We start from the raw sequence: 14,850 nt of genomic DNA, 5'->3' as shown, positions 1-14,850 counted from the left end.
GCTCAGCCCCCCTTCGCGGGGACGATCTGGAGATAGATCGCCGTGAGGACCATGTTCACGAAGAACAGGAGCATGAAGGTGATGACGACGGACTGGTTGACCGCGTCGCCGACACCTTTGGGGCCGCCGCGCGGGTTCAGGCCGCGGTGGGCGGCGACGATGCCCGCGATGAAGCCGAAGATCAGGGCCTTGAACTCGCTGACGTACAGGTCGGGCAGCTGGGCGAGGGCGGAGAAGCTCGCGAGGTAGGCACCCGGGGTACCGTCCTGCATGATCACGTTGAAGAAGTAGCCGCCGAGCGTGCCGACCACGGAGATCAGGCCGTTGAGCAGGACGGCGACGAGCATGGTGGCCAGGACGCGGGGGACGACGAGGCGCTGGATGGGCGAGACGCCCATGACCTCCATCGCGTCGAGCTCCTCGCGGATCTTGCGGGAGCCGAGGTCGGCGCAGATCGCGGAGCCCGCGGCGCCGGAGATGAGCAGCGCCACGATGATGGGGCTGGCCTGCTGGATCACGGCGAGGACGCTGGCGCCGCCGGTGAAGGACTGGGCGCCGAGCTGCTGGGTGAGCGAGCCGACCTGGAGGGCGATGACCGCACCGAACGGGATGGAGACGAGCGCGGCGGGCAGGATCGTGACGCTCGCGACGAACCAGAACTGCTCGATGAACTCGCGTAACTGGAAGGGCCTGCGGAAGATGGCGCGGCCCACGGCGATACCGAGCGCGAACAGCTTGCCGGTCTCCCGGAGCGGGGCGAGCAGCCGGCTGGGGCGCCGCCTTACGGGGGGCGGCATTGGGGTCCTGGCGAGGGCCGGCGGCGGGCTCTCGGGCGGCTCGGGCGGCCGCACCGGCATCGGGGCGGTCACGCTCTCGCACCCCCCGCGGCCGGGGCGTAGCTGTTGAGGATGGCCGTACGGGCGGCCTCCGGCAGCTGGCCCATCATCGCCATGACCCGTTCGCGGCGGCGCAGCGCCCCCTGGCGTACGGGCAGTCCGGGCGAGGGCTCCAGCTGCGGGACCACGGTCCGGGGCGCGGCGACCGTACGGGCTCCGCCGAGGGAGTCGCTGAGCTGCTGCTCGGCCGCGAGGGTGGCGGCGTCCTTCTCCTCGGACATCCCGATGGGGCCCTCGCGGCGTCCGGCGAGGAACTGCGAGACGACCGGGGTGTCGCTGGTGAGGAGCACCTCGCGCGGCCCGAAGGTGACGAGGTTGCGGCAGAACAGCATGCCCATGTTGTCGGGGACGGTCGCCGCGATGTCGAGGTTGTGGGTGACGATCAGCATCGTGGCGTCGATCTGCGCGTTGAGGTCGATCAGGAGCTGCGAGAGGTACGCGGTGCGCACCGGGTCGAGTCCGGAGTCCGGTTCGTCGCAGAGGATGATCTGCGGGTCCAGGACGAGGGCGCGGGCGAGGCCGGCGCGTTTGCGCATGCCGCCGGATATCTCGCCGGGGAGCTTCCCCTCGGCGCCGAGCAGTCCGACGATGTCGATCCGCTCCATGACGGTGCGGCGGATCTCGGATTCCTTCTTGCGGGTGTGCTCGCGCAGGGGGAAAGCGATGTTGTCGAAGAGGGACATCGAGCCGAAGAGCGCCCCGTCCTGGAACATGAGGCCGAATAGCTTACGCGTCTCCATGATGTCGCGCTCGGAGCTGTTCACCATGTCCACGCCGTTGATGAGGACGCGGCCCTGTTCCGGCTTCAGCAGTCCGATGATGGATTTCAGGAACACGGTCTTTCCGGTGCCGGAAGGGCCGAGCATGACACTCACTTCACCGGCGGGCAGGGTGAGGCTGACGTCCTGCCAGATGTTCTGCTTGCCGAAGGACTTCGTCAGGCCCTCGACGACTACTTCGATTCCCATCGGCCCTCCTTCGAAGTGGTGGTGACTTTGGTCATCTGTCAGCGCTCCGACTGTCGGAAAAACAAGCAGCTACGGAGGGGTTTCGGGCCGCTCACCCGGGACGCTACGGCTCGGTAACCTTAGTTCGCAATACTGGATACGCAACTTTCTGCGGCGTGATCGCGGCATCCGGATTACTTGTTTCCGAGTGAGTGGTCCGCGTGCCAAACCTGTTAATCGGTGATGAGTTCTCCGCGCGGCGGACGGCATCATTCCGTGCCGAACGGCCCTTTCGGCCGGGCGGCGCCGGAAGGGCTGCGCGGGTCGGTTCAGATCACCGGCGGTACGGTCACCGCTCGGGCTTCGGCACCTTCGGCGGGCAGTCGGGCCCGTCCGGGTTCGTCGCCACGCAGAGCGGGGCCTGCGTCATCTTGGTGTAGTTGTCGGCCTTCTTGCCGACGCTGGAGATGGCCGAGGTGAAGAGCGGGTCGAGGTCCTCGCCGACGCCGCACCCCTTGAACGGCGGGATGTGCGCGTATCCGGTCAGATTCCCGCCGGTCGCCACGAGGTAGCCGGCCGGTGGATAGCTCTGGCCGTACCCCTTGAGGACCTGCTCGAAGGGCCGTTCGGTGCGGCAGTTCGGGCCCACGTCCAGGGGGACGCCGTTCACCTTCACGTCGTACAGGCGCAGGGAGAGCTGCGCGGTGACCGTCGATTCCTCGGGGTAGGTCGGCGTGTTGGTGACCGTGTGTGTCTGGACGACGGCCGGTGGTCCCACCTGCTCCAGGACCATCGTGGCGGTCGTCGGCATGAACCCGTAGCTGAGGAAGGTCGCCTTCGTGGGCGGGAGCTGCCGCTTGCCCTCGTACTCGAACTCCACCTCGGAGGTGACGTCGACGGTCGAGGCGCAGGAGTCGTTGATGTACCGCTTGTTCAGGACGACCTTCATGAACGCGGGCCCGAGCGCAGCCGCCCCGTCCAGCTTCACGGCGTTGGCGTATCCGGCGGCGTACGTCTCCGCGGTGGTCATCACCCACTCGGGCGGGATCTCGATGGGGCAGCTTCCGGGGTCCTCGTCGTCGAGGGCTTCGAGCCGCGCCTCGGTGAGGTCGTCGATCCTGCGGTGGGCGTCCGGATCGAGTCCGGGGGCGGGACGGGCCGGCTTCCCGGGAGGTCCGGCCGCGTCATCCTCCCCGGGCACCGGGTCCTCCGGGCCGGGCGTGGGAGTAGCCGGGCCGGTGCTGTCGCGGACGCTGATCCGGGCGAGCGGGCGCTCCTCGTCGTCGGCGGGCTCGCAGACGACGGTGAGCTCGGAGGGCGTGGTCGGGGTGCCGTCCTCGGTGAAGGAGGCGAGGACGAGGCTGAGCGCGGCCGGCGCGATCGTCGCGCGTCCGGGGCTGCCGAACGCGACCGTGGGGACGTCGCCGGTGGCGGCGAGCACCACGCCGTCCTCGTCCTCACCTTCCGGCGGCAGGGGGACCGCGGGGGCTTCGAGCTGCTGCCAGGAGGCGTCGGCGGTGTGCTCGCCGACGGTGTTGCGTACGGTCAGCCCGGCGACGGCCGACAGGGTGGACGCCTCCAGTGCGGTGAACTGGGTCAGCGCCGATCGCGCCAGGCTCACGTCGACGGAGACGTCACCGGGACGGATCGTTTCCCCCGTCCGGGCCGAGACGGGGAGTACCGCCTTGACCGCGACGTCCGCCTCCTCCGGGCCGGAGGGGAACTGGCAGGTGTAGGGGATGGTGACTTCGGAGGTCTGATCGGCCGCCACCGATTCGACGCTCGGAATGAGCGCGGTGGCGACGACGAGCGCCCCGCCCACGGCGAGATGGAGGGGTCGTCTCGACGCGGCGCGTGCATCGACGGTCATGCGGATGGTGTCCTTCCGGCGCGCGTGGGCCCATCGGTTCGATGGCCGCCGCATGGGGTCCACTTCTCGGCAACGGCCTTTCGGGCGGACGCGGAACGATCCTCCTACCGATCGGTACGCTACGCACTCCTTCGGCCGCCTGGGAAGAGCCGGGAATTCCGAGTTTTCACCCGGCGCGATTCTTGGCAGGCGATGACAATTCCAGCCCGTGGAGTTGTCGGCGAGTGAGTGGAAAAGCGCGTAGGCGCCCGGCCGCCGAGGGCTCACGGCCGGGCACCACGCTCACGTACTGCGCATCAGGGGCGGCGGATCAGCCGCTGATGACCGGGGACTTTCCGGTGGCCGTGTTCTTGATGGTGTAGAGGCCCTGGAAGCTGGCGGTGGTGCCGACGATGCCGCAGCCGCCGCCGACCTTGTTGGCGATGGCCAGGGTGAGACCGCCGCCCGCCGTGTTCAGCGTGCCGTTGCTCCCGCCGGCGCTCGGGTTGTTGTACTTGGCCGCCACCTTGCCGGTGACGTCGAAGGTGCAGGGGCCCAGCAGGCTGCTCCCGGTGACCTTCGCCTTGATCGTCCGGATCTCACCGGTCACCTGGCCGGTGGAGTTGGTACCGGCGCCCGCCGTGTAGTCGAGACCCCAGATCTGCCACGGAGGCGTGGTGGTCACGGTCCACGTCGAGCTGAAGGGCCCGGTGCACGGCGAGTTGAACGAGATCGCCGAGATGGACGCGAGCTGCGCCGGGGAGCCGGCCACCGGGGACGTGGGGGCCGAGCCCGACGCCGCGGAGGTCGCACACTGGATCTTGTTGCCGTTGTTGTCGGTCAGGACGGTCACGCCGGCGCTGCCGGTGAAGGCGCCGGTCGGCGTGATGGTCCAGCTGGTCGGCGCGGCGACGGCCGACGGAACGGCCAGGGCGACGGATGCCACGGCGGCACCTATCGCGGTCAGTACACCGGATCGCTTGATCATGGAATGACTCCCTTTTCTTGTCCCGTTGGGGATACGAGTGGACGCGCTCCCGGGAAATCCGGGCGGCACGCTTCGAACTGGACTGGAGAAGGCGCGGCTCTTTTCTTCGGTCCGCCTTCTGTCAGGAGCGGTCGGGCGGCTGTCGCACCACCTCCTTCTGCCGGGTCCGCAATGCCCTCGGGGGAATGGAGGGCATCGGCCGCTACCGCACCGCGGAGTGCCAGAATTCCGAGAGCTTCTTGCCCTCGTCGGGCGCCAGGCCGGCCGGGTCGTAGGGGCTGCCGAAGTAGGTCGAGGTGTCGTTGAGCTTCACGCCGTTCTTCCCGGCGGCCGACGGCAGACCGGTCTTGAGGTTCACCGCCCAGTCCAGGAGTCCGGCCCCGCATCCGCTCGCCCCCGGGACGGCGAACGTGGCATCGCCCTGGTCGGCGCCGGCGAAGGTGTAACGGCCCATCTCGCCCTCGTCGTCCGGGGTTCCGTCGGCCGCGAACCGCTGGAGCGACAGGGTCGGCGCGTTCAGGTTCTGCGGCTTCAGGAGCACGGGATTCGCGGTGGTGCCGATGAAGCACTTGTCGCCGAGGAACGGGTTCTTGAGGTGGATGCGGACCGGAAGGGTGAGAATGGGCTCACCGGTGGAGAAGGCCGCCACCATGTTGAAGTCCCGCGGCGCACCCGCCGGTTCGATCGTGGCCGTGATCCGGTTGAGGTTGTTGTCCGTCAACTGGCGGCAGATCGCGGAGACGAAGGGGATGGCGCTGGGGCACATCAGCCCGAGCAGCCCGCCGGGGACCACGGCCGGGTCGGCGGTGAGCGCGCCCTCGGGGGGCGCCACCAGGGTGGTGGTGCCGTTGCTGTGCTGGATGACGCCGAGCTGCAGATCGCTGTTGCCGGTGGGGACCTGGCTCTTGCCGAGGGTGATGGAGCCGGTGACCGAGCTCGACGAGATACAGGTGGCGATATTCGTGATGCCGTCCGCCGCGAGCATGGCGGGCGCGTCCACCGGGCAGCGGTCGAACGGTGCCCAGTCGCCGTTGAGCTCGGTCGCCGCGGCGGCCGAGCCGGTGGAGAGCACGGCGCTGAAGGCGGTGAATGCCGCGAGCAGCCCTATGCGGGTGCGGTTGGAAACGGATCTCATGTCGTCCCCTCTTTCGGCCGCCGGTGTGCGGCCTCGTGCGCGAAGTTGACCGGTTCTCCGACGCATGCCCGCACCACGACGGATTCGTCGGCAGTGATGGAGCCGCGGGGTGGACCCGGGGGAGGAAGATCTGAGCGTCAAATTTCGGGCAGATTTCACGTCCGAATTGAACGAAGCGTGATGTTACTCGCGGGAAACACAGCGACACAATCCGTCCGTCCAAGAATTTTTTGGCGGCCCTGTTTTTGATCCGTAAATGAGTAACCGCGGGTCACCCCTTTATCAAGGAATGCGTATCCGGAGGCACCGGAATACCGGCCGGCCACCGGAACCCGGCCTCCCACGCCGGTCAGGAACGGCCCCGGCCGACGCCACGGCCCTGGTCGCGGACCTTGTCACCGAGCGAGCAGGCGGCCGAAATTCATTGTCCGAAAGCGCGCAGTACCGTCCGACCTGCGCGTAAGTCCCACCGCATGGACACGATGCGTGCCCCCTGCACCCCGATCTTGTCCAAGTGGTGTGCAGTGCCTCTTCCGTGGTCTATCTTTCGTCGCGGACTTGGTACACACCTGTCGGTTCGTGGGAGCGCTTTCCCCCACCGTCTCACCCCCACCACCGGGCGCCGAGAGCAGAGGGGACATGGCATGGCACACCTCATACAGCCGTTGGACACCGATGACCCCCTGGGGCCGCTCCCCCAGGAATTCGCCGCGATCATGCGGCCCGAACTCCCCAGCCTCATCAAGGAAATCGGCGTGGAGGTCACCCGCGCCTATCCGGAATACGCCCGTCTGCTGGACGGCCCGAACGGCCAGGCCATCCGGGTGGGCGTCGAGCAGAGCCTCGCCTCATTCGTCGACCTGGTGGCCGACCCCACCACCCCCACCACGCTGCGGGACGACATGTGCCGGCGGTTCGGGCGGTTCGAGGCGTACGAGGGGCGGACCATGGACACCCTCCAGGGCGCCTACCGACTCGGCGCCCGGGTGGCGCTGCGGCGGGCCAAGAAGGTGGGGCAGAGCTACCACCTCTCCCCCACGCTGATGCTCAGCTTCGCCGACGCGCTCTTCGCCTACGTCGACGAACTGGAATCACTGTCCCGCGAGGGTTTCCTGGAGGTCCAGTCGCAGTCCGGGGAGCAGAGCGAGGCGCTGCGCCGGCGCCTGCTCCACCTCATCCTGGCCGGGCGCCCCGCCCCCCGCGGCGCCATCGCCGACCTCTGCGAGCAGACCGGCTGGACGCTGCCCGACGAGGTCACCCTGGTCGCCGTCCGCGCCCCGGCCGCTCTCGACCGGCTCAGCGCCGACCGGGACCTCCTTCTCGATCTCAGCGACCCCCAGCCGCACTTACTCGTCCCCGGCCCGCTGAACGACGCGCGAAGATCCATGCTGGAACAGGCCCTCCCCGCCGGCCACGCGGCGATCGGGCTGACCGTCCCGACGGCCCTGGCCTGCGACTCGATCCGCTGGGCTCGCCGGGTGCTGGAGCTCGTCGACTCCGGCGTGATCGACGACGCCCCGCTGATCCGCTGCGAGGACCACCTCATCACCCTGTGGCTGCTCTCCGACCCCGCCCTGCTCGACCAGCTCGCCCAACGGGAACTGGCCGCCGTGGCGGGAATCAGCAACACCCGCCGTGAGCGGCTGATCGAGACGCTGCGGATCTGGCTCGACACCCGGGGCACGGCGGCCCAGATGGGCGAGCTGCTCGATGTGCACCCGCAGACCGTGCGCTACCGCATGCGCAGCCTGGAGACCATCTTCGGTGATCAACTCGTCGACCCGGAGAGCCGTTTCGCGACCGAGGCCGTGCTGCGTGCGCTGCGGCTGCGCGCCCGCTCGGCCGGCCTGTCCCCCTGATCCGGATCACGTCCGGCGCGACAGGTCAACTTACCCGTGCGTAAGGCGAAATAGACGGTCAGTCCCAAACGGTTGCGACACGGAGACGTATCCGACGAGAAACCCGGAACCGCGTCCCGTACACAAGGAGGAGTCTGCCGCTCATCCGGCGGCAGCACTCATGTACCGCCTCCTGGCCAACCATCCGAGAGGGAAAGCCCCATGACCGCCTCGCACCTCCTCGTCCCCGTGCCGATCCCGGACCGCGTCGCCGCACTGATCGGCTCGTGCATCCCGCCGCACATCCTGGAGGCGGAGTTCGAGGCCGACTGCGCGGCCCGTGAGGTCCGCAGGTTCCGGGGGCCCCGGCTGGGCATCGAGGACCAGGCCGACCGCGAGCAGGCCCTCGCCGAACTGGCCCGCGCCAACAAGGTCCTGGCCGCTCACCACCCCCGGCTGGCGGTGGGCCCCGGCTCGTTCTCGTAGCGCGGCTCCGGCTCTCCGGACCGCTTGCGGCACGCCGCCGATCCCGGCGCCCTACTCCAAAGTAGGTATCCTCTGGAGTAAGGCGCCGGGATCGCCAAGGACCTGTCCGCCCTCGTGGACGCGCGTCGGGGATAGTGAACGTCCGTCCCAGCGCTCACCCCGGAGAAGCCATGACCGCCCCCGCCGACTCCCGCCGTCCCGCCCTCCTCCTCGTCACCGACCTCGCCTACGAGGCGCGCGGGCGGCGCTACTGCGACGAGGACATCTTCCTGGCCGCCCGGCTGCGCGAGGAGTTCGACGTCGCGCTCTGCCACCCCCGGGACGCGGCCGCGCTGCTGGACCGCTTGGACCTCGCCCTCGTACGGAACAGCGGGCCCGTCCTGCACTACCAGGAGGCGTACGACGCGTTCCGCGCGCGGGCGCTGGAGCTGGGGGTGCCGGTCTACAACCCGCTGGACGGGCGGGGGGACATGGCGGGCAAGGGGTATCTGGTGGAGCTGAGCCGGGCCGGGTTCCCGGTGATCCCCACGGTGGACCGGACGGCGGATCTGGGGCTGCTGCCCGAGACCGGGGCGTACGCGGTCAAGCCGAAGCTGGGTGCGGACTCGGTGGGGCTGCGGTTCGTCGGCGGGGCGGAGGTCGCGGGCGAGCTGGAGCGGGAGGGCGAGGGGGTGCTGCTCGTGCAGCCCCGGGTCGACTTCCGCTACGAGGTGTCCTTCTACTTCGTCGACCACGACTTCCAGTACGCGCTGTACGCGCCGGACCCGGAGCGGCGGTGGGTGCTGGAGCCGTACGCGGCCGATGAGGCGGACCTGGCGTTCGCGCGGCGGTTCATCGAGTGGAACGCGCTCGACCACGGCATCCAGCGGGTCGACGCCTGCCGTACGGAGGAGGGCGAGCTGCTGCTCGTGGAGCTGGAGGACCTCAACCCGTACCTCTCGCTGGACCGGGTGGACGAGGACATCCGGGAGGCGTTCGTCGCGCGGCTGAAGAGGTCGCTGACCTCGCTGATCGGCTGACCCCCGTCCGGACTCTCCCCGCATGCGGGCGGTGGGGGCCGGTGTGAGGGTGCAGACGTGACCACTGCCAGCGAGCAAGCCCCCGCCGCGCAGAGTTCCGCCGCGCCGCCGCCCGTCATCGACCGGCGGCGGCGCAACATCATCTTCGCCACCATCGTGCTCGGCATGCTGCTGGCGGCGCTGGACCAGACGATCGTGGGCACGGCCCTGCCGACGATCGTCTCGGACCTGGGCGGTGCCGAGCACATGACGTGGGTGGTCACCGCGTATCTGCTCGCCGAGACGGTCGCCACCGTCCTGGTCGGCAAGTTCGGTGACCTGTTCGGACGGAAGCTGGTCTTCCAGATCTCCACGATCGTCTTCATCACCGGCTCGTTCCTCTGCGGTCTCGCATCGGACATGGTGATGCTGATCATCTGGCGCGGTATGCAGGGCGTCGGCGCGGGCGGCATCATGGTCACGTCTATGGCGCTGATCGCGGATGTGATCCCGCTGCGCGAGCGGGGCAAGTACCAGGGCGCGATCGGGGCGGTCTTCGGCATCTCGACGGTGATCGGACCGCTGCTCGGCGGACTCTTCACCGACCACCTGACCTGGCGCTGGGCGTTCTACGTCAACGTGCCCATCGCGATCGTGGTGGTGATCGCCGCCGCCCGCAACATCCCGTCGGTGAAGGCCGTGGGACGGCCGGTGATCGACTACGCCGGCATCGCGCTGGTCGCCGCCGGGGCGAGCGCGCTGATCCTCGCGACGAGCTGGGGCGGGAACGAGTACGCCTGGGGCTCGCCCGTGATCATCGGGCTGTTCCTCGCCGGGATCGCCGCGCTGGCGCTGTTCCGCCGGGTGGAGATGCGGGCCAAGGAGCCGATGCTGCCCATGCGGCTGTTCCAAAACCCGGTGTTCACCGTCTGCTCGATCCTCAGCTTCATCGTGGGCTTCGCGATGCTGGGCTCGATCATCTTCGTACCGACCTACCTCCAGTACGTGGACGGGGACTCGGCGACGCTCTCCGGCGTGCGGACCCTGCCCCTGGTGGCCGGTCTGCTGGTCGCCTCGATCTTCAGCGGCAACGTGGTCAGCAAGACGGGCCGCTACCGCGTCTTCCCCATCGTCGGGACGCTGGTGATGGCGGCCGGGCTGTTCCTCCTCTCCCGCATGGGGCCGGAGAGCGGGGTGTGGGTGGAGTCGCTCTACATGGTGGTGCTGGGGCTCGGGATCGGCCTCGCCATGCAGGTGCTGACGATCGCGGTGCAGAACACCGTCGACTACGCGGACCTGGGTACGGCGACCTCGGGCGTGACGTTCTTCCGTACGCTCGGCAGCGCCTTCGGCACAGCCGTGTTCGGGACGATCTACGCCAACGCACTGAAGCCGAACCTCACCGACGGGGTCGCCCGGGCGGTGGCGGCCGGCGGTGACCCGGCGGTCCTGGCCCGCGCCTCGGAGAGCCCGCAGGCCCTGCACGCGCTGCCCGCCGCCCAGGTGGCGCCGCTGGCCCAGGCGTACGCGCAGACGCTGCACACCGTGTTCCTCTGGACGGTACCGGTGGCGCTGATCGGCTTCGTCGTCGCGCTGTTCCTCAAGGAGGTGCAGCTGCGGGACTCGGCGCGGCTCGCGTCCACGGACATGGGTGAGGGCTTCGCCCAGCCCGGCAGCGGCGACTCCGAGAAGCTCCTGGAGTTCTCGGTGGCCGCGATCCTGCACGGCGCCGGTCCGGACACGGCCCGCCGGATCGTCACCGAGTCCGACACCCGGCTGGACATGGCGGGTGCCTGGGCGGTGATGCAGGTGGACCTCTTCACCCGGATGGTCGGCCACGCGGGGCTGCGGCTGATCGCGGCCCGGCACCGCCTGCCGCCGGAGGTGCTGGTCCCCGTCTTCGACCGGATGATCGAGGAGGGATACCTCACCGGGGACGGCCGCCTCTTCTCCCATACGGCGGCGGGCCGGCGCGAGGCGGCCGTGATCTCCGACGCCTGGGGCCGTTGGCTCAACGATCGGCTCGCGGAGGACGGGGCCCGGCCCGATGACGCCCAGCTCCGCATCGCCGTGGACATGATCGCGAAGCGGCTCCTGGCGGAGGATCTGGCCCAGGAGCTGTCCCCGGCACCCCATCCGGGCGGCTCCGCACGGGTGGGGGCACCGGCCTGAACCCTCGGGTCAGACGTGGTCCCAGGACCGGGGGCGGGTCTGCGCCTCCCACTCCGTACGGAGCAGGGCGAGGAGCGCGTTGTCGTGGCGGCGGCCCCGGTGCAGGCAGGAGGACCGGCGTACGCCCTCCTGCGTGAACCCCGCCCCCTTCAGGGTGGCGAGGGCCGCCGCGTTCTCGGTGTGGGTGACCGCTTCGAGGCGGTGCAGGGGCAGTTCGCCGAAGGCCAGGTCGGTCAGGGCGGCGAGAGCGGCGGCGGCGTGGCCCTTGCCGCGGTGCTCGGGGGCGAGCAGGAGGAAGGCCTCGGCGGTGCCGTCGGCGAAGTCCTGGCTGTGGAGGGCTGTGTGGCCGATGGGGGTGTCGTCCGCAAGCAGGATGAGGAAGTCGTCGCGGTCCCGGTCCTCGACGTAGGAGACGAGCCGTTCGTGGAGCTCGTGGAGCGGTCCGGGCCACACGCCGATCTCCCGGGCGGCGACCGGGTCGGCGCGCCAGTGCTGGATCAGCTCGGCGTCGCCGGGCTCCATGGAGGTGAAGGCCAGGCTCTCGCCGCGCCAGAATCGTTCCCGCGCGGCGTACGGCGCCGCCTCTTCGTCGTCGTTCATGCGCGGATCGTACGAGGCCTCCCGCCCTGGTGGGAAAGGGTTTACGGGGCCGTACCGCCGGCCCGGTCTCAGTCGACGAAGACCGCCGCCGCGTAGACCCAGGCGCCCTCGTGGCGCACGAAGCGGCTCTGCTCGTGGAGGGAGTCGGGGCGCCCGTCGTCGGCGTAGTGGGCGCGGAAGGTGACGGTTCCCGTGGTGTGGAAGGCGCTGCCCTCGGTGGTCTCCAGGATCTCCAGCGCTGTCCAGCGCATCGCGGGGTCGAAGTCGACGCCCGGCGGCCGGGTCTCGGGGTGCCAGGTGCGCAGCAGGTACGCCGCGTCCTGGACGACGAAGGCCGCGTACCGGGAGCGCATCAGGGTCTCGCAGGTCGGGGCGGCGGCGCTGCCGGAGTGGAAGCGGCCGCAGCACTCCCCGTACGTCGCGGTCAGCCCGCAGGGGCAGGGCGAGGCGGGGGTGATGCGCGGGGCCTGCGGGGCGGCGGGCTGCCGGGGGCGGGAGGTGCGTCGTGACATGGGTCCATTGTCACCCGGCCCGGCTCGGCGTCCCACCTCAGCGCCCCGCCGCGAACCGGCTGCGGTACTCCGTGGGCGTCAGCCCCGTACGGCGGCGCAGTTGCGTACGCAGGTTGGTCGCCGTGCCGAGGCCGCAGGTGCGGGCGATCACGTCGAGGCGGTCCTCGCCGCGCTCCATGAGGCGGCAGGCCAGGGTGGTCCGCTGCTCGGTCAGCCAGGCCAGCGGGGTGGTGCCGAGCTGGGCCCGGAATCGGCGGTGGAGAGTTGCGGGACTGACGGCCGCGCGGGCGGCGAGCGCGGACACGTCCAGGCCCTCGGTCAGGTGCTCGGTGGCCCAGTCCAGGAGCGGGGAGAGCGAGGCGTCGGCCACCTCGGGCAGCGGGTGCTCGATGAACTGGCGCTGGCCGCCGTCCCGGTGCGCCGGGTGGACCAGTCTCCTGCTGACGGCCGCCGCGATCTCGGCCCCGTGGTCGGCGCGGACGAGGTGAAGGGAGGTGTCCAGGGCGGCGGCGCTGCCCGCGGCGGTGATCACCTGCCCGTCGTCGACGAAGAGCACATCGGGCCGGAGGTCCACCTGCGGGTACCGGGCGGTGAACGCCTCCGCCCAGCGCCAGTGCGTGGTGGCGCGCCTGCCGTCCAGGACGCCCGCGGCGGCGAGCGTGAACGTCCCGGTGCAGAAGCTGACCAGCCGGGCGCCCCGCTCGGCGGCGCGCCGGATCGCCGCCAGGACCTCCGGGCCGGGATCCTCCAGCGGGTCGGGCCGGTTGGGGACGATGACGGTGTCGGCGCGGTCCACGGCGTCGAGCCCGCGGACGCCGGAGAGCTGGAAGAACCCCGCGTGCATCCGGACCGTGGGGGTGGGCGAGCAGAGCGCGAAGTCGTACCAGTCGACGGGCAGCTCGGGACGGCGCAGGCCGAAGAGCTCGGTCGCCACTCCCATTTCGAAGGGGTTCGAGCCGGCCGACACGATCATGACGACCCGGTGCGAGGATTCTTTCGCCATATGCGATTCGTAGCACTCACGGGCGCGGCGATCCAGTGTGGACCATGGGCACATGACCACGGACACGGCACGACCTGCCACCGAACCGATCCTGATCGACGATGCCCTCGGCTCCTTCGACGCGCTGTGGAGCCCGCGCGTCATGACCCGCGTCAACGACTACGACGTACGCGTCGCCAAGGTCCACGGCGAGCACGTCTGGCATGTGCACGAGAACACGGACGAGTTCTTCCTGGTGGTGGAGGGCGAGCTGGACATCGCCCTGCGCGAGGGGGACGGGCCGGACGAGCGGACCGTGACGCTCCCCCGGGGCGCGGTCTTCGTCGTGCCGCGCGGCACCTGGCACCGCCCGCACGCGGCGGACGGTGCCTCCCTGCTGCTCTTCGAGCCCTCCGGTACGTCGACGGTGGGCGATGCCCACGACCCCGTACCGGACCACGTGGACGCGACGACGGGCCACGCGCTCGGCCGGTGAGCCCGGTGAGACGGGGCCGGCTCAGGGCTTGCGGGCGACTCCCGCGTAGCCGGGGATCGGCTCGTCACCCGGTACGTCGATGACCTCGCCGAGCTCCGGCCGCCAGTCGGCGGAGAGCGAGACGCCCGGCTCGACGAGCTTCAGGCCGTCGAAGAAAGCGGTGAGCTCGGCGCGCGAGCGGGGGCGCAGGGTCATCCCGCGCTCCTTGTACATGGCCCGTGCCTGCGCGGCGCCCTCCGGGTTGAAGTCGCCGGTGGTGTGCGAGAGCACCAGGTAGCTGCCGGAGGGGAGCTGGTCGACGAGCTTGTCGACCAGCTCGGCCGCGCCGTCCTCGTCGTCGATGAAGTGCAGCAGGGCCAGCAGGGACAGCGCGATCGGCTTCTCGAAGTCCAGGACCTTGCCGGCCGCGGCCAGGATGGTCTCGGGCTTGCGGGCGTCGGCCTGGATGTACTCGGTGGCGCCCTCGGGGGTGGAGCGCAGCAGGGCCGCCGCGTGGGCGAGGACGATCGGGTCGTTGTCGCAGTAGACGATGCGCGCGTCGGGGGCGGCCCGCTGGGCGATCTGGTGGAGGTTCGGCTCGGTGGGTATGCCGGTGCCGATGTCCAGGAACTGGCGTACGCCGTTCTCGGCGAGCCAGCGGGTGGCCCGGTGCATGAAAGCCCGGTTGACCCGGGCCATGTCCCGGCCTCGGGCATCCAGTTGGAGCAGCTGGCGTGCCATCTGTTCGTCGACCGGGTAGTTGTCCTTGCCGCCGAGGAACCAGTCGTACATCCGGGCGGGATGCGGCTTGCTCGTGTCGATCTCGATGGCCTGAGGGTCTTGCCCGGTCATGGCGCACTCCATGGGTGGTGGTCGGCGATCAGGAAGAGGGACGGAACGGTGGTACTGGCTGGGACGAACCCAACTGCTCCGAGAGGCCGGGTCCTTCGGTGCGGGGACAGGATAAGCGGT

14 protein-coding genes are annotated in these 14,850 nt (G+C 70.2%); 5 read left to right on the top strand and 9 right to left on the bottom strand.

Annotated elements, in window-relative coordinates; translation table 11 throughout:
* Nucleotides 1–2: 2 nt before the first annotated feature.
* The 5 genes from AMK21_RS08850 to AMK21_RS08830 form a co-directional block, all read right to left on the bottom strand.
* The gene (locus tag AMK21_RS08850; protein WP_073875935.1) at nucleotides 3–869 is read right to left on the bottom strand and encodes an MlaE family ABC transporter permease; all 867 of its coding nucleotides are present in this window, start codon (nucleotides 867–869) and stop codon (nucleotides 3–5) included.
* On the bottom strand, nucleotides 866–1,864 hold the full coding sequence (locus AMK21_RS08845; protein ID WP_073875933.1) for an ABC transporter ATP-binding protein: 999 nt from the start codon (nucleotides 1,862–1,864) through the stop codon (nucleotides 866–868). The genes AMK21_RS08850 and AMK21_RS08845 overlap by 4 nt, the downstream gene beginning before the upstream one ends.
* A 328-nt stretch (nucleotides 1,865–2,192) precedes the next feature.
* Entirely contained in the window at nucleotides 2,193–3,713 is a 1,521-nt protein-coding gene (locus tag AMK21_RS08840) for a DUF6801 domain-containing protein (protein ID WP_073875931.1), read from the bottom strand.
* 310 nt (nucleotides 3,714–4,023) lie between these two features.
* Nucleotides 4,024–4,680, bottom strand: coding sequence for a hypothetical protein (locus tag AMK21_RS08835; protein ID WP_073875929.1), 657 nt, complete (start codon nucleotides 4,678–4,680; stop codon nucleotides 4,024–4,026).
* 202 nt (nucleotides 4,681–4,882) lie between these two features.
* On the bottom strand, nucleotides 4,883–5,815 hold the full coding sequence (locus AMK21_RS08830; RefSeq protein ID WP_073875927.1) for a hypothetical protein: 933 nt from the start codon (nucleotides 5,813–5,815) through the stop codon (nucleotides 4,883–4,885).
* A gap of 644 nt (nucleotides 5,816–6,459) precedes the next feature.
* Between AMK21_RS08830 and AMK21_RS08825 the strand changes: the two genes are divergently transcribed.
* The 4 genes from AMK21_RS08825 to AMK21_RS08810 all read left to right on the top strand — a co-directional run bounded on the left by AMK21_RS08825 (nucleotide 6,460) and on the right by AMK21_RS08810 (nucleotide 11,309).
* On the top strand, nucleotides 6,460–7,674 hold the full coding sequence (locus AMK21_RS08825) for a helix-turn-helix domain-containing protein (protein WP_073875925.1): 1,215 nt from the start codon (nucleotides 6,460–6,462) through the stop codon (nucleotides 7,672–7,674).
* Nucleotides 7,675–7,875: 201 nt separating this feature from the next.
* Nucleotides 7,876–8,139, top strand: a complete 264-nt coding sequence (locus tag AMK21_RS08820) for a hypothetical protein (protein WP_030574021.1) — start codon at nucleotides 7,876–7,878, stop codon at nucleotides 8,137–8,139.
* Nucleotides 8,140–8,309: 170 nt separating this feature from the next.
* Entirely contained in the window at nucleotides 8,310–9,158 is an 849-nt protein-coding gene (locus AMK21_RS08815; RefSeq protein WP_073875923.1) for a hypothetical protein, read from the top strand.
* Nucleotides 9,159–9,215: 57 nt separating this feature from the next.
* Complete coding sequence (locus AMK21_RS08810; RefSeq protein ID WP_073875921.1) at nucleotides 9,216–11,309, top strand: MDR family MFS transporter; 2,094 nt, start codon at nucleotides 9,216–9,218, stop codon at nucleotides 11,307–11,309.
* 9 nt (nucleotides 11,310–11,318) lie between these two features.
* On the opposite strand, the gene AMK21_RS08805 is transcribed toward AMK21_RS08810, so the two are convergent.
* The 3 genes from AMK21_RS08805 to AMK21_RS08795 all read right to left on the bottom strand — a co-directional run bounded on the left by AMK21_RS08805 (nucleotide 11,319) and on the right by AMK21_RS08795 (nucleotide 13,424).
* On the bottom strand, nucleotides 11,319–11,909 hold the full coding sequence (locus tag AMK21_RS08805; RefSeq protein ID WP_073875919.1) for a GNAT family N-acetyltransferase: 591 nt from the start codon (nucleotides 11,907–11,909) through the stop codon (nucleotides 11,319–11,321).
* Between the two features lie 68 nt (nucleotides 11,910–11,977).
* Nucleotides 11,978–12,421, bottom strand: a complete 444-nt coding sequence (locus AMK21_RS08800; protein ID WP_073875917.1) for a YchJ family protein — start codon at nucleotides 12,419–12,421, stop codon at nucleotides 11,978–11,980.
* 37 nt (nucleotides 12,422–12,458) lie between these two features.
* The gene (locus AMK21_RS08795) at nucleotides 12,459–13,424 is read right to left on the bottom strand and encodes a helix-turn-helix domain-containing protein (RefSeq protein ID WP_073875915.1); all 966 of its coding nucleotides are present in this window, start codon (nucleotides 13,422–13,424) and stop codon (nucleotides 12,459–12,461) included.
* A gap of 52 nt (nucleotides 13,425–13,476) precedes the next feature.
* Between AMK21_RS08795 and AMK21_RS08790 the strand changes: the two genes are divergently transcribed.
* Entirely contained in the window at nucleotides 13,477–13,899 is a 423-nt protein-coding gene (locus AMK21_RS08790; protein ID WP_073875913.1) for a cupin domain-containing protein, read from the top strand.
* A 21-nt stretch (nucleotides 13,900–13,920) separates the two neighbouring features.
* Here the strand turns inward: AMK21_RS08790 and AMK21_RS08785 are convergent, their stop codons facing one another.
* Nucleotides 13,921–14,730 (bottom strand): SAM-dependent methyltransferase, encoded by an 810-nt coding sequence (locus tag AMK21_RS08785; protein ID WP_073875911.1) that lies wholly within the window; start codon nucleotides 14,728–14,730, stop codon nucleotides 13,921–13,923.
* Between the last annotated feature and the right edge of the window lie 120 nt (nucleotides 14,731–14,850).

This window comes from Streptomyces sp. CB00316 (assembly GCF_001905595.1).
Lineage (GTDB): Bacteria > Actinomycetota > Actinomycetes > Streptomycetales > Streptomycetaceae > Streptomyces.
This window is presented reverse-complemented; position numbering and strand designations above follow the sequence as displayed.

Excerpts from the sequence above, each read along its gene's own strand:
- AMK21_RS08845 (WP_073875933.1), bottom strand. The coding sequence starts at position 1,864 with ATGGGAATCGAAGTAGTCGTCGAGGGCCTGACGAAGTCCTTCGGCAAG.
- AMK21_RS08840 (WP_073875931.1), bottom strand. The coding sequence starts at position 3,713 with ATGACCGTCGATGCACGCGCCGCGTCGAGACGACCCCTCCATCTCGCC.
- AMK21_RS08835 (WP_073875929.1), bottom strand. The coding sequence starts at position 4,680 with ATGATCAAGCGATCCGGTGTACTGACCGCGATAGGTGCCGCCGTGGCA.
- AMK21_RS08830 (WP_073875927.1), bottom strand. The coding sequence starts at position 5,815 with ATGAGATCCGTTTCCAACCGCACCCGCATAGGGCTGCTCGCGGCATTC.
- AMK21_RS08825 (WP_073875925.1), top strand. The coding sequence starts at position 6,460 with ATGGCACACCTCATACAGCCGTTGGACACCGATGACCCCCTGGGGCCG.
- AMK21_RS08820 (WP_030574021.1), top strand. The coding sequence starts at position 7,876 with ATGACCGCCTCGCACCTCCTCGTCCCCGTGCCGATCCCGGACCGCGTC.
- AMK21_RS08815 (WP_073875923.1), top strand. The coding sequence starts at position 8,310 with ATGACCGCCCCCGCCGACTCCCGCCGTCCCGCCCTCCTCCTCGTCACC.
- AMK21_RS08805 (WP_073875919.1), bottom strand. The coding sequence starts at position 11,909 with ATGAACGACGACGAAGAGGCGGCGCCGTACGCCGCGCGGGAACGATTC.
- AMK21_RS08800 (WP_073875917.1), bottom strand. The coding sequence starts at position 12,421 with ATGTCACGACGCACCTCCCGCCCCCGGCAGCCCGCCGCCCCGCAGGCC.
- AMK21_RS08795 (WP_073875915.1), bottom strand. The coding sequence starts at position 13,424 with ATGGCGAAAGAATCCTCGCACCGGGTCGTCATGATCGTGTCGGCCGGC.
- AMK21_RS08790 (WP_073875913.1), top strand. The coding sequence starts at position 13,477 with ATGACCACGGACACGGCACGACCTGCCACCGAACCGATCCTGATCGAC.
- AMK21_RS08785 (WP_073875911.1), bottom strand. The coding sequence starts at position 14,730 with ATGACCGGGCAAGACCCTCAGGCCATCGAGATCGACACGAGCAAGCCG.